General features: G+C 72.7%; 8 protein-coding genes. 4 read left to right on the plus strand and 4 right to left on the minus strand.

From position 1 onward, the window contains the following. Positions 1 to 5 precede the first annotated feature (5 nt). Both IEY98_RS20620 and IEY98_RS20625 read right to left on the minus strand, forming a co-directional pair. Positions 6 to 5,195 (minus strand): type I polyketide synthase, encoded by a 5,190-nt coding sequence (locus tag IEY98_RS20620; RefSeq protein WP_189212202.1) that lies wholly within the window; start codon positions 5,193 to 5,195, stop codon positions 6 to 8. A gap of 109 nt (positions 5,196 to 5,304) precedes the next feature. After that, positions 5,305 to 6,762, minus strand: coding sequence for a multicopper oxidase family protein (locus IEY98_RS20625; RefSeq protein WP_189212203.1), 1,458 nt, complete (start codon positions 6,760 to 6,762; stop codon positions 5,305 to 5,307). Positions 6,763 to 6,939: 177 nt separating this feature from the next. Between IEY98_RS20625 and IEY98_RS20630 the strand changes: the two genes are divergently transcribed. Further along, positions 6,940 to 8,118: an acyl-CoA dehydrogenase family protein gene (locus IEY98_RS20630; protein WP_189212204.1), complete on the plus strand. Its 1,179-nt coding sequence runs from the start codon at positions 6,940 to 6,942 to the stop codon at positions 8,116 to 8,118. Positions 8,119 to 8,127: 9 nt separating this feature from the next. Next, positions 8,128 to 8,565 (plus strand): SgcJ/EcaC family oxidoreductase, encoded by a 438-nt coding sequence (locus tag IEY98_RS20635; protein ID WP_189212205.1) that lies wholly within the window; start codon positions 8,128 to 8,130, stop codon positions 8,563 to 8,565. A 228-nt stretch (positions 8,566 to 8,793) separates the two neighbouring features. On the opposite strand, the gene aroF is transcribed toward IEY98_RS20635, so the two are convergent. After that, positions 8,794 to 9,828 (minus strand): 3-deoxy-7-phosphoheptulonate synthase, encoded by a 1,035-nt coding sequence (gene aroF / locus IEY98_RS20640; protein WP_189212206.1) that lies wholly within the window; start codon positions 9,826 to 9,828, stop codon positions 8,794 to 8,796. A gap of 289 nt (positions 9,829 to 10,117) precedes the next feature. Further along, positions 10,118 to 11,659 (minus strand): acyl-CoA carboxylase subunit beta, encoded by a 1,542-nt coding sequence (locus IEY98_RS20645; RefSeq protein ID WP_189212494.1) that lies wholly within the window; start codon positions 11,657 to 11,659, stop codon positions 10,118 to 10,120. A 226-nt stretch (positions 11,660 to 11,885) separates the two neighbouring features. Here IEY98_RS20645 and IEY98_RS20650 point away from each other — a divergent pair, with 226 nt between their 5' ends. After that, a complete protein-coding gene (locus IEY98_RS20650) occupies positions 11,886 to 12,254 on the plus strand; it encodes a YciI family protein (RefSeq protein WP_189212207.1) in 369 nt (122 codons plus the stop codon). Next, positions 12,251 to 13,468 carry an RNA polymerase sigma factor gene (locus IEY98_RS20655; RefSeq protein WP_189212208.1) on the plus strand — a complete coding sequence of 406 codons (1,218 nt, stop codon included), beginning with the start codon at positions 12,251 to 12,253 and terminating at the stop codon, positions 13,466 to 13,468. The genes IEY98_RS20650 and IEY98_RS20655 overlap by 4 nt, the downstream gene beginning before the upstream one ends. Positions 13,469 to 13,875 lie beyond the last annotated feature (407 nt).

A 13,875-nucleotide genomic window follows, 5' to 3' on the forward strand; every position in this document is an offset into this window, starting at 1 on the left:
CTCCCTCAGCCGGTCAGCAGGCCGTCCAGGAACTCGGCGAGCTGGGCGGCCGTCGGGTGGTCGAAGGCCACGGCGGCGGGCAGGGGGACGGCGAAGGCGGCCTCCAGCGCGTTCTTCAGCTCGACGGCCACCAGCGAGTCCAGGCCGAGTCGGGCGAACTTCGTGCGGGGCCCCACCTCGTCGGCGTCGGGGAAGCGCAGGACCTCGGCGACCTTGACGCGGATGAAGTCCTCGACGGCCGCCCGGCGCTCGTCGGGCGGGAGGGACAGCAGGGCGGCCCGGTCGATCTGGGCGCCGGTCGCCCCGCCGTCGGCCTTGGCGAGGGCCTCGAACAGCGGCTCGGCGGTCCAGTCGCCCGCCCCCGCCGTGACCGACACGTCGGGCGTGCCCAGCAGGGCGGCGAAGGTGCGCATGGCCTTGGCCGGGGTGACGGCGTGCAGCCCGTCCCGCGCCTCGCCGAGCGGGCCCCAGGCGATGTTGAGCGCGGGGAGCCCGGCGTTGGCCCTGCGGTGCGCGAGGTGGTCGAGCGCCTCGTCCTCGGGCCGGTGCTCGATGCCGACCAGGGCGGCCAGCCGCGAGTAGGTGACGAAGAAGTCCAGGTCGGGGAAAGCGGCCTCGTGCAGGGCCCACGCCAGCCCCGGGTCCTCGGCGGCGTGCACGACCCCGCCGACCGGCGGGCGGCCGGTCAGACCGGCCAGGTCGTCCGCGTGGGTGACCAGCGCCAGGTGGGTGGCGCCCATGGCGGTCAGCTTGGCCTCGGTGAGCCTGCCCAGTTCCGTGTCCGCGCCGGTGATGACGTACGTGCGGTCCGGGCGGACGGCGACCGGGCGGGGCGCGGGCTGGTCGAAGGCCAGGACCAGTTTGCCGACGTTGGCGCCCCGGCTGAGGACGCCGAAGGCCTCCTCCACCTCGTCGAGGGTGTAGGCCGTCGTGGTGACCGGGTCGAGGTCGCCTCGGGCCAGGCGGGTGGCCACGTCGGTCATGATCTCGCGGTTGATGCGGGTCACCTCGTCGGCGGGCAGCTCGCTGAAGTCGAAGTTGTGGTACTCGACGTGCGGGTACTCGGCGGCCACCTGCTCCGGCGCCCACACGCCCACCTTGCCCAGCTCGATGAACCGGCCGCCGTCGGCGAGGGTGCGCAGGCCCGCCGGGATGAACTCCTTGTTCAGGCTGTTCAGCACGATGTCGACGCCGCCGGGGATCTGGTCGGCGAAGTCGAGGGTGCGCGAGTTCATCAGGTGCTCGACGCCCTGCGCGGCGAGGACGGGCCACTTGTGCGGGCTCGCCGTCGCGTACACCTCCGCGCCCGCCGCCTTCGCCAGCTGGACCGCGGCCTGCCCGACGCCGCCCGCGGCGGCGTGGATCAGCACGCGGTCGCCCGCCTTCATGCGGGCCAGGTGGTGCAGGGCGTAGTGCGCCGTCACGTACGCCGACGCCTGCCCGGCCGCCTCCGCCCAGGTCAGGCGGGCGGGCTTGGCGACAGCCGTCACCGACGGGACGGTCACCCGCCGCCGCATCAGGCCGGAGTAGTTGACGATGACCTCGTCCCCCGGCGCGAACGACGCGGTCGGGCCCGCCGCCAGGACGGTGCCCGCGCACTCGAACCCGAGCGGCTGCGCCGCGTACTCCGCGCCCGTGCTCTCCGCGTGCTGCTTGAGCATGCCCAGGGCGTTGAGGACGTCCTTGAAGTTCAGCCCCGCCGCGTGCACGCGCACCTGGATGTCGGACCCGGACGGCAGCTCGTCGGGCGCAGGCAGCGGCTTGATGTCGGCGAAGCGGCCGTGCTCGGTGATGGTCAGCGCGATGTTCTCGTCGCTCGGCTTGGCGGCGGGCAGCAGCCTGCGCACGTACCGGTGGCCGTCGCGGTAGGCCAGGCGGGGCTCCACGGTGTCGCGGACCCACTCCTGGGCGAACGCCGGATCGCCGCCCGGCGGCAGGTCGACCAGGATGCCCGGCGCGTCCGCTCCCCAGACGGCCGCGGGTGTCGACCCGGTGTCGCCGGGCAGCCACTGCGCCCGCTCGGTGACGACCCACAGCCGCTTCCCCGGGCAGGCGGGCGCCTCGGCGTCCGGCCGCCAGAACCAGCACACGTCGGTGACCCCGTCGAGCGGCTCGTCGCCGGTGGAGAGCTGCACGCCCAGTTCCTTGGCGCGCTCGGCGTAGACGGCGGCGTCGCCGCCGATGAACTGCACGTGGCGGGGCTCGTCCCCGGCGGGCGGCAGCTGCGAGCGCTTCACCCAGACCCGGCGGTGCAGGAAGCCGGGACCGGCCGCCAGCCGCTTGAAGCCCAGGCCGCGCACCTCGACCACCGGCTCGTCGTCCTCCAGCACCAGCAGGTCGGCGGTGCGGTCGTCCTCGCCGTCGGTCAGCCGCAGCAGGACCCGCAGGTCGTCGGACTTGGGCTTCTTGAACAGCCGCACCTCGCCGAAGCGCACCGGCAGGTAGTTGTGGCCGTCGTCGATCAGCGGGGCGATGGTGTGCAGCGCGCCGTCGAGCACCGGCGGCGGCAGGAACTCCATCCCGGCGGTGCGCTCGCCGCGCAGGTCGCCCACCGCGAAGTCGGCGCCGAACTGGAAGGCCGCGCGGATGCGCTGGAACGCGGGCCCGTAGCCCATGCCGACGGCGGCGAAGTCCGGGTACAGCTCCTCGGTCTCGCGCACGTCGTCGGCCCGCCCCGCGCCCGAGGCCCGCGCCCGCAGGTCGCGCCCGGGCGGGCCGGGGTCGGCGTGGTGGCGCGCCCCGCCGAGCATCGCGGTGGCGTGCACGCGCTCGACGCCGCCGTCCACCACGCTGAGGATCTCCGCGGCGCCCGCGTGGCAGACCCGCGTGCGCAGCTCGGTGTGCTCGGTGACGAACAGCGGCTCGCGGATGCGGACCTCGGTGAGCGTGCGGCCCGCGTCGCCGAAGACGGCGTCCTGCAGGGCCAGCAGGATCTCCACGTAGCCCGCGCCGGGGAACACGACCTGGCCGCCGACGACGTGGTCGGCGAGGTAGGCCGGGTGGTCGGGGCTGATGACCGCGCGGAACTCCCGTCCCTGCGGCCAGTCGGCCTCGACGCCCAGCAGGGGGTGGTGCTGGGCGTCGAGGCGGGGCGCGGGGGCGGGCAGCCAGAAGCGCTTGCGGTCGAAGGCGTAGGTGGGCAGCACGGCCTTGGCGCGCTCGCGGCCTCGGTAGAAACCGGCCCACCGCACGGCGACGCCCTGCCGGTACAGCTCGGCCAGCGCGCGCAGGTGCGCGTCGTCGCCGCCGAGGCTGGGCAGCCTGCCGGGCTCGCCGGTCGGCGGGCCGAGTTCGAGCAGGACGTGCGCGCCGCGGCGCTCGACCGCGCCCAGGGCGGCGGCGAAGTCGGGGGTCTCGGCGGCCTGCCGGACCCAGTAGTCCGGCTTGGTGATCTCGCCCCGGCGGGCGACCTTGCCGGAGAGCGCGGCGACGAAGGCCAGCGTGGTCTCGCCGAACCGGACGCCGTCGAGGCCGCCAGCCACGACCTTCGCCGCGTCGGCCACGGTGAACAGGCCGGACACCGTGGCGGCGACGATCTCGCCGGTCCCGCGCCCGACCATGATCCCCGGCTTGACGCCCCACGACAGCCACAGCTGCGCGAGCGCGTACTGGGTGGTGAACAGCTTCCCGTGACCGGCGTGCTCGCACTCCTCGGCGGCGGCGCGGTAGATGGGGAACGCGCGCAGGGCGGTGTCATCGTGCTGAACGTGATTGTCGTCGAAGAGGAACGCGACCTTCGGCGTCTCCTCCGGCCCGTCGTCGGGCTCCTGGTCGAGCAGGGCGCGCAGGTCGGCGTCCGTGCGCACCACGCCAGCGACGCGCAGCTTGAAGTGGGCGCGGCCGACGGCGGCGGTGTAGCAGAGGTCGGCGAGATCGCCCTGGTGGTCGCGGTAGCGCTCGATCTGCGCGCGCAGCGCCCTGCGGTTCTTGGCCGAGAGGGTGAACACGTGGGCGCCGTCGTCCTCGGCGGGCTCCGGCGGCGCGGGCGGCTGCTCGACGACCGCAACCGCGATGGCGCCGCCGAAGCCGAAGCTGTTGACCACCGCGCACCGGCGCTCGACGGCCCAGTCCCGGGACTCCGTCGGCACGGTGATCGGGTAGCGGTCCCACGGGATGCGCGCCGACGGCGTCTCGAAGTTCAGGTGCGCGAAGACGCGCCCGGTCTGGATCTGCAGCACGGCCTTGATCAGGCCGACCAGGCCGGCCGCCGGTTCGAGGTGCCCGACGTTGGTCTTCACCGACCCGACCGCGACCTCGCTGGTGAAGACGTCGGCGATCGCGCCCAGCTCGATCGGGTCGCCCAGCGGCGTGCCGAGGCCGTGCGCCTCGACGTAGGAGACCTCGTCGGGCTCGATCCGGGCGTCGTCGAGCGCGGCCCGGATGACCCGCTCCTGGGCGGCGCCGTTGGGCACCGAGATCCCCGGCCCGTCGCCGTCCTGCCCGACGGCGGTGCCGCGCACGACCGCGAGGACGCGGTCGCCGTCGCGCTTGGCGTCGGTCAGGCGCTTGAGGACGATGGCCGCTGCGCCCTCGGCGCGGACGTAGCCGTCTGCGGCGTCGTCGAACGCCTTGACCCGGCCCTCGCTCGACAGCACGTTCGCGGCCTTGAGGATGGCGTGCGGGCGCGGGTTGTGCAGCGTGTTGGCCGCGGCGCACAGCGCGATCTCGCACTCGCGCCGCCGCAGCCCGACGATCGCCTGGTGCAGCGCGGTCAGCGAGGACGCGCCCGCGGCGTCGACGGTCATGCTGGGGCCGCGCCAGTCGAGGAAGTACGACAGCCGCCCGGACAGCGCGAACGGCGTGATGCCCGCCGCGAGCGCGCCGTCGAGGTCCTCGTCGCGGAGCCGGTCGATCTCCAACGCGTAGTCGGAGGTGCCCGCGCCGACGTAGACGCCGCCGTTGCCGCCCCGGGTCCCGGTCGGGTCGATGGCGGCGTTCTCCAGCGCCTCCCACACCGTCTCCAGCAGCAGCCGGTGGGTGGGGTCGGTGTACTGGGCCTCGACCGGCGTCAAGCCGAAGAAGGCCGCGTCGAACTCGTCGATGCGGTCGAGGTACCCGCCCGCCTGGCCGTCCCTGGTCCCGATTCCGCTGCCGCCCCCGGCGAGGAACTCGGCGAACTCCTCCGGTGTCCGGCTGCCGCCGGGCGTCCGCAGTCCGATCCCCACGATGGCCACGGGCTCGTGCGCTGCCGCCATGATGCTGTCCTTCCGGCTCGCTCGCAGACACCCAAGCAGCCGCGTCTGACAGAACTCTGACACCGCACGCACATTGCGTGAAGCAACCCGCTCACCCGGCGAGCATTTCTCAGGCGACGATCTCCATCGTCGCCATCATGCCGAGGGACGAGTGCTTCAGGAAGTGGCAGTGGTACAGGTACCGGCCCAGGTGCTCGGTGCCGAAGTGGGCCTTGACCTGGACCGTCTCCCCCGGCGCGAGCATGACGGTGTCCTTGCGGCCGAGGTCGTCCGGTCCGGGCGGGCCGCCGTTGCGCGAGAGCACGCTGAACTGCACCAGGTGCAGGTGGAAGTTGTGCGGGACGGCGGGCTCGACGTCGGCGTTGTGGACGTTCCACACCTCGGTGGTCCCGCGCCTGACCTGGAAGTCGACGCGGTGCGGGTCGAAGACCTTGCCGTTTACCACGCCGAGCGCGGAGCCGGTGGTGCGGTCGAAGGCCAGCACGACGTCGCGGGTCACGGTCGCGGCGGGCAGCACGGGCAGTTCCCGCAGCGTGGCGGGCACGCGGCTGCGGTCGGCAGCGGTGTGGGTGACGTCGAAGCGCAGGACCGGGCCGGTCGCGTCGTACAGGACGACCTGGCTGCCCACCGGGTAGCGGGCGAAGTCGACCACGACCTCCACGCGTTCGCCCGAGCTGATGGCCACCTCGGTGCGCGCGACCGGCGCGGGCAGCAGGCCGCCGTCGGAGGCGATCTGGATCATCTCGTCGCCGCCGCCCAGGCTGAGGGTGAACGAGCGCTCGGTCGCGGCGTTGACCAGCCGCAGCCGGTACTTGCGGGCGGCGACCGGGAAGTGCGGGACGGGCACGCCGTTGGCCAGGATGACGTCCCGGTCGCGCGGGTTGCCGCTGAAGACCAGGTTGCCGCTGGTGTCGAACAGCGCGTCGCGCAGGCTGATCGGCACGTCGTACTCGCCGGAGGGCAGGTTGAGGCCGACCTCGGCGGGGTCGTCGATGATGTAGACGCCGTGCAGTCCTTTGTAGACGTGCTCGGCCTCGGTGTGGTGGCTGTGGTCGTGGTACCACAGCGTCGCGCCCTGCTGGGTGTTCGGGTAGAAGTACCCCCGGGTCGCCGCGGGCGCGATGGTGTCCAGCGGGTGCCCGTCGTGCTCCGGCGCGACGTGGCCGCCGTGCAGGTGCACGTTGGCCGGTGACGCGGCCTGGTTCTCCACGGCGACGACGACCCGCCTGCCCGCCCTCGCCCGGATCGTGGGCCCGGGGAAGCTGCCGCCGAAGGTCAGCACCGGCGTCGGCAGGCCGGGCAGGATCTCGATGTTCCTCGGCACTACCGGCAGGTGGTAGAGGTCCGATGTGGACGTCCGGGCGACCGGCGCCAGCTCGGGCACGACCGGCATCCGGGCGGCGAACAGTGCGAACGGCGGCGACGACAGCACCACCGGTCCGCTGGTGTGATCGTGGGTCTCCGGGCCGGGCGGCGCGGCCATCAGCGATGAGCGCCAGCCGTACGAGACCAGCAGAGCGGCGCCGGCCGCCCCTCCGACGGCCAGCATCTTCCTGCGGTTGAGCATCGACTCCCCCAGTGCGTCGAGATCCTCCCCACCGCACATCCTCCACCGCCCGCGCGCGGGATTCCTCTTCCGGCATGCGGTTTCCCGCCCAACCCCGCACACCCGAAGGTGCCTCACGAGAGGCCCCGGTGCGACCGTACGGAAGGGATTCCCTAGTGCGCGTAGGAGGAAAGGCGAATGACGACCGAGGTTCCGCCGCGAGAGGAACTTGTCCAACGCGCCGCGAAGTTGGCGCCCCTGCTGCAGAAGCACGCGAACTGGTCCGAGGAGAACCGCCGCCTGCACGACGAGGTCGTCGAGGCGATGGCCGACGCCGAGCTGTTCAAGCTGCGCAGGCCCAAGCGCTACGGCGGGTTCGAGGCCGACACCCGCACCCTGGTCGACGTGGCCGCCGAGCTCGCCAGGGGCGACGCGTCGGCGTCCTGGGTGTCGTCGGTCTACACGATCCCGGGCTGGATGGCCTGCCTGTTCCCCGACGAGGTGCAGGACGAGGTCTTCGCCACGCCCGACACCCGCATCTGCGGCACGCTGAGCCCCTCGGCGATGGCCGCCCCCGCCGACGGCGGCGTGGTGGTCACCGGCAAGTGGCAGTTCATCAGCGGCGCGCACCACGCGCACTGGCAGGAGGTCATCGCGATCTTCATGCCGCCGGAGGGCGAGCCGTACCCGATCATGGCGCTGGTCCCGATCTCGGACCTGCTGATCGTCGACGACTGGTACACCTCGGGCCTCAAGGGCACCGGCAGCGTGAGCACCGTGGCCAAGGACCTGTTCATCCCGCAGCAGCGCGTCGTGCCGCTGCCCGCGGTGCTGCAGGGCCAGTCGGCGTCGCGGGGCAACGCGGGGTCGGCCATCTACAACGCCCCGCTGCTGCCGGTGGCCGCCGCGTCGTCGGTCGGCACCGCGCTGGGCATGGGCCGCGCCGCCCGCGACGTGTTCCTGCGCAGGCTGCCGAACCGCAAGATCACCTACACCGCCTACGAGAGCCAGCGCGAGGCGCCGCTGACCCACCTGCAGGTGGCCGAGGCGACGATGAAGCTGGACCAGGCCGAGTTCCACGCCCACCGGCTGACCGACCTCGTCGACGGCAAGTGCGTCGACGGGACGGAGTGGAAGCTGGAGGAGCGCGCTCGCGCCCGCGCCGACCTCGGCGCCGTGGTCCGGCTGTCGAAGGAGGCGGTGGACATCTTTGCCTCGGCCAGCGGCGGGTCGTCGATCTACTCCGACATCCCGATCCAGCGGATCGCCCGCGATGTCGCCGCGGTCAACCTGCACGCGCTGATGCACCCCAACACCAACGCCGAGCTGTACGGCCGGGTCCTGTGCGGCCTGGAGCCCAACACGCTCTACATCTGAGGGAGAACCATGACCACGCTCTCCGACGGCGACAAGGTCGCCATCGCCTCGCTGACCCAGAAAGTCCTCGCCTCCTGGGCCTACCACGACGCGGAGACCTTCGCGAGCGTGTTCACCGAGGACGGCACCATGACGCTGCCCGGCGTGCACCTCAAGGGCCGGGCGCAGGTCCAGGAGTACCTGGTGGCCGCGTTCAAGGGCGTCTACAAGGGCACCCAGGTCGCGGGCAAGCCGATCGACCTGCGCCCGCTGGGCCCGGACGCCGCCGTGCTGATCTCCCTGGGCGGCATCCTGGAGTCCGGTGAGTCCGAGGTGGCCCACCACTCCGAGGTCCGCGCCGCGTGGATCGTCGCGCGCGACAACGGCCAGTGGAAGGTCGCGGCGTACATGAACACGCCGCTGCACGCCGAGGGCTTCATCGCCAAGACCGAGCCCTGGGCCGCCTGACACCGATCGCGGAACGCCGGAGCACCGACCACGGTGCTCCGGCGTTCGCCGTTGTGCGCCAACGGATTCCGGCGCGGTGACGAATTCACTCCGGACCGCTTCCCGGTTCACTTACCGGTGGCCCGCCGGACTCCTATCCTTGTGATAGATGGTCGCCCCCCGGCAAACACCGCCCGCCGCGGACGACAGTCGCGGCGGGCGGTGTTCACCAGGGAGCGGGCATGCGGCCTACCCGGCCAACCGCTCGAAGCGCTGGTCCCGGCCCATCACCGAGGAGAACACCGCGACCGCGCGGGAGAGCTCGACGAGGTCGGCGCCGACGAGGGCCTGCGGGCCGTCGCACAGCGCCGTCTCCGGGTGCGGGTGGACGTCGACGATCAGCCCGTCGGCGCCCGCGGCCAGGCCCGCGCGGCTGAGCGGGATGACCAGGTCGCGGCGGCCGCCGGAGTGCGAAGGATCGACGATCACCGGGAGGTGCGACAGGTGCTGCACGACCGGCACGGCGGCGACGTCGAGCGTGTTGCGCGTCGCGGTCTCGTAGGTGCGGATCCCGCGCTCGCACAGCACGATGTCGAGGTTGCCCCGCTGGGCGATGTACTCGGCGGCGAGCAGCCACTCCTCGATGGTCGCGGTCATGCCGCGCTTGAGCATCACCGGCTTGCCCGCGTCGCCGACGGCCTGCAGCAGTTGGAAGTTCTGCATGTTCCGGGTGCCGACCTGGAGCATGTCGGCGTGCTCGGCGACGACGTCGACGTCACGGGCGGCGACGACCTCGGTCACCACCGGCAGGCCGGTCTCGGCCCGCACGTCGGCCAGGATGCGCAGCCCCTCGACGCCCAGGCCCTGGAAGGCGTAGGGGGACGTGCGGGGCTTGTAGGCCCCGCCGCGCAGCAGCGTGGCGCCCGCGACCCTGGCCATCCGCGCCGCGGCGAGCGTCTGCTCGGGCGTCTCCACCGCGCACGGGCCGGCGATGAGGGTGATGCTGTCGGGTCCGATGGGGACACCGCCGACCTCGACGACCGACCTCGCGGTGTGGTTCTCCCGGCTGACCAGCATGTACCCCGAGTTGACCCGCTTCACCCTGGCGACCCCGGGGAGCGCGGCCAGGTTGAGGGAGGCCACGCGTTCCACCTCGCCGACGACTCCGATGATGACCCGGGCGACACCGCGGCTGACGAACGCCTGTCCGCCCTCGGCCTCCACCCGGCGCACGACCTCGGCGACCTGGGCCGGGGTGGCCTCCGACGACATCACGATGACCATGAGCGCGATTCCTTTCCTCGTCCGCGGTCCTGGCGAGGCAGGCCGCGCGATCGGGGCGGAGCGCGGCGGCGCCCCGCTGGTGCACGTGCCCGACCCCGGCTCTGGCGGGGTCGGTGCGGCTGTGGGCGGGTCGGAGCGCGGCGGCGGCTGGCCCGCCGACGTCCGAGACCGTGCTGGGCAGGGTGCTGATCGTCTCCTCACCGGCCGGGTCGGGCCCGCGGCGGCGTCGCGGGCGTACGGCACCGCCCGGCCGCGCGGCTGCGCGCGGTCGGGACGGCGGCTGGAAGCGCTACAGCGGGATGTTCCCGTGCTTGCGCCGGGGCGCCTGCCTGCGCTTGTGGCGCAGCATCGCCAGCCCGCGCGCCACCGCGGCGCGCGTGCGCACCGGATCGATGACGTCGTCGACCAAGCCGCGCTCTGCGGCGTAGAGCGGGTACATGAGGGTCTCGCGGTACTCCTGGATGAGTTCGGCGCGCAGGTCGTCCGGGTCGGGCGCCTCGGCGAGGCGCTTGCGGTGCAGGACGTTGACCGCGCCCTCCGCGCCCATGACGGCGATCTCGTTGGTGGGCCACGCCAGCGACAGGTCGGTGCCGACGCTGCGCGAGTCCATCACGATGTACGCGCCGCCGTAGGCCTTGCGCACGATCACCTGCACCCTGGGCACGGACGCCTCGCAGTAGGCGTACAGCAGTTTGGCGCCGTGGCGGATGATGCCGCCGTACTCCTGCTCGGTGCCGGGCAGGAAGCCGGGCACGTCGACCAGCGTCACCAGCGGGATGTTGAACGCGTCGCAGAACCGGACGAACCGGGCGGCCTTCTGCGCGCCGGGGCTGTCCAGCACGCCCGCGAACACCATCGGCTGGTTGCCGACGACGCCCACGACCTCGCCATCGATGCGGCCGAGCGCGCAGACGACGTTGCCCGCCCAGTGCTCGTGGATCTCGATGTACTCGCCGTCGTCGACCAGCTCGGCCAGCACGGCGCGCATGTCGTAGGGCTGGTTGGGCTCGGTGGGCACGATCTCGGCCAGGCGGGGCCGCTCGTCGCTCTGCGCCCCGCAGGCCGGTTCGGCTGGCGGGGACTCCAGGTTGTTCGACGGCAGCAGCGATACCAGGTAGCGCACGTCGTGCAGGCAGCTCTCCTCGTCGTCGTGGACGAAGGTGGCCACGCCCGAGCGGGTGCCGTGGACGTCCGCGCCGCCGAGTTCCTCGTGGGTGACGTCCTCGCCGGTGACGGTCTTCACCACGTCCGGCCCGGTCAGGTACATCTGCGCGGTGTCGCGGACCATGAAGGTGAAGTCGGCCAGCGCGGGCGAGTAGGCGGCGCCGCCCGCGCACGGGCCGAGGATCACGCTGATCTGCGGGATGACCCCGGACGCCTCGACGTGGCGGCGGAAGATGCCGCCGTAGCCGTCCAGGGACAGCGCGCCCTCCTGGATGCGCGCGCCGCCGCTGTCGTTGAGCCCGATCAGCGGCGCGCCCGCGGCCAGCGCGAGGTCCATCACCTTGTGGATCTTCGCGGCGTGCGCGGCGCCCAGCGAGCCGCCGAACAGGGTGAAGTCCTGGGCGTAGACGAACACCCTGCGGCCGTCGATCGTGCCCGACCCGGCGACCACGCCGTCGGAGTGCGGGCGGTTCCCGTCGATGCCGAACCCCCGGGCCTGGTGCGTGCGGTAGATCTCCAGCTCGACGAAGGAGTCCTCGTCGAGCAGCAGGTCGATCCGCTCGCGCGCGGTGCGCTTGCCCAGCGCGTGCTGGCGCTCCACGGCCGCGGCCCTGCCCGCCTCGACCTCGTCGCGCAGCTCGGCGAGCTGGGAGCGCAGCAGCCACATCGGCCGCGGCCGGGCGGCCTTGCGCTCCTTGGCGGTGCGCGCCCGCACCCGCGGGTACTCCGACTCGGCGGCCGTCATGTGCTACCTCCCCAACGTCCCGATCAACCCTCACACAGCGTGGTGTGGCGCTCATCCTTCGGATTGCCGTGCACCCGATGAGCGCACGGATGTCGAAACGGCGGCGGCGGCTCCGACCGGGGGGTGACCGACCTGATAGGGAGACACCATGAAGTTCCTGCTCATGCTGCACATGAACCCCTCCGCCTGGGAGGCGCTGACCGAGGACGAGCGCCAGGCGGTGATGAACGCCCACGAGGGGTTCATGGCCGCGATCAGGGAGTCCGGCGAGTTCATCAACACCCAGGCGCTGGCCGACCCGTCCACGGCGCGGGTCGTGCGCGTGCGCGACGGCGTGCCCGTGGTCAGCGACGGGCCGTACATCGAGACCAAGGAGTTCCTGGCCGGGTACTACCTGGTCGACTGCGAGAGCCAGGCGCGGGCGCTGGAGCTGGCCGCGATGATCCCGGACGCGGCGGTGCCCGGGATGGGCGTGGAGGTCCGGCAGATCATGTTCGACGCGGGCATGGAGATGTGAGCGGCTTCGAGGCGGACCTGCGGGCGCTGGCCCCGCAGGTCCTCGGGACCCTCGTGCGCAGGCACGGGCAGTTCGACGCGTGCGAGGACGCCGTGCAGGAGGCGCTGCTGGCGGCCGTCACCCAGTGGCCCTCGGGGATGCCGGACGACCCGCGCGCGTGGCTGCTGACGGTGGCCACGCGCAGGCTGACCGACATGTGGCGCAGCGAGTCGGCCCGCCGCCGCCGCGAGGAGGCCGACGCGCTGCGGACCGTCCCGTCGGAGCCGTCGGCGGTGGACGACACGCTGCGGCTGCTGTTCCTGTGCTGCCATCCGGACCTGTCGCCGTCGTCGCAGGTGGCGTTGACGCTGCGCGCGGTGGGCGGGCTGACGACGGCGCAGATCGCCCGGGCGTTCCTGGTGCCGGAGGCGACGATGGCCCAGCGCATCAGCCGCGCGAAGGCCCGGGTGCGGGGCGGGTTCACCGAGCACGATGGCGCGCTGCCCGCCGTGCTCCAGGTGCTGTACCTGATCTTCAACGAGGGCTACACGGCGGGCGCGGGCGCGGACCTGCTGAACACCGACCTGACCGCCGAGGCCATCCGCCTCACCCGCCTGGCCCGCGCGGCGCTGCCCGACGAGCCGGAGGTGACGGCCCTGCTGGCGCTGATGCTCCTCACCGACGCCCGCCGCCCGGCCCGCACCGCCCCCGACGGCGGTCTGGTGCCCCTGGAGGAGCAGGACCGGACGCTGTGGAACCGCGACCAGATCACGGAGGGCGTGCGCCTGGCGTCCTCGGCGATGTCGACGGGTGGACTGGGGCCGTACCGCCTGCAGGCGGCGATCGCGGCGGTGCACGCGGAGGCGCCGTCGGCGGCGGAGACGGACTGGCGGCAGATCGCGGTCCTGTACCGCATCCTGTCGCGGATCGCGCCGAACCCGATGGTCACCCTGAGCCACGCGGTGGCGGTGGCGATGGTGGAGGGGCCGTCGGCGGGCCTGGCCCTGCTGGACACCCTGGACGACGACAGCCGGGTGGCCCACCACCACCGCCTGGCGGCCGTCCGCGCCCACCTGCTGGAGATGACCGGCGACCCCACCGCCGCCCGCGCCGCCTACCTGGCCGCCGCCCGAGCCACCGCCAGCGCCCCCGAACAGCGCTACCTGACCACCCGAGCCGACCGTCTCCGTGCCGATCCCCCCGCCCCTCCCCAGATGACCACATCATCTGAGTAAGCCAGATCGTCACATCGTCCACGCGACCGCACACCTTCAGCGCCCAGATGACGAGATCATCCGAACCGCCGGGGATCGACAAGCTCAGATGATGCGACCATCCGAATGATCAGACCATCTGAACGATCGGGCCCATCTGAATGAACAGACCACCTGGATGCCGAGACCATCCGGATGGTCGGGCCATCCGGATGGTCGGGCCATCCGGGATTCGGGCCGCCCTGAATGCTAAGTCCGCCTGGATGATCAGGCCATCTGAGTGGGGAGCACCCGGATGATCAGGTCATCTGGTGCGGAGCTACCTGGATGATCAGGTCATCTGGGTGCAGAGCCGCCTGGATGATCAGACCCTTCGGATGATGGAGCCATCTGGATGATCAGGTCATTCGGATGATCAGGACATCCGG

The organism is Actinokineospora fastidiosa, assembly GCF_014648415.1.
Classification (GTDB): Bacteria; Actinomycetota; Actinomycetes; order Mycobacteriales; family Pseudonocardiaceae; genus Actinokineospora; species Actinokineospora fastidiosa.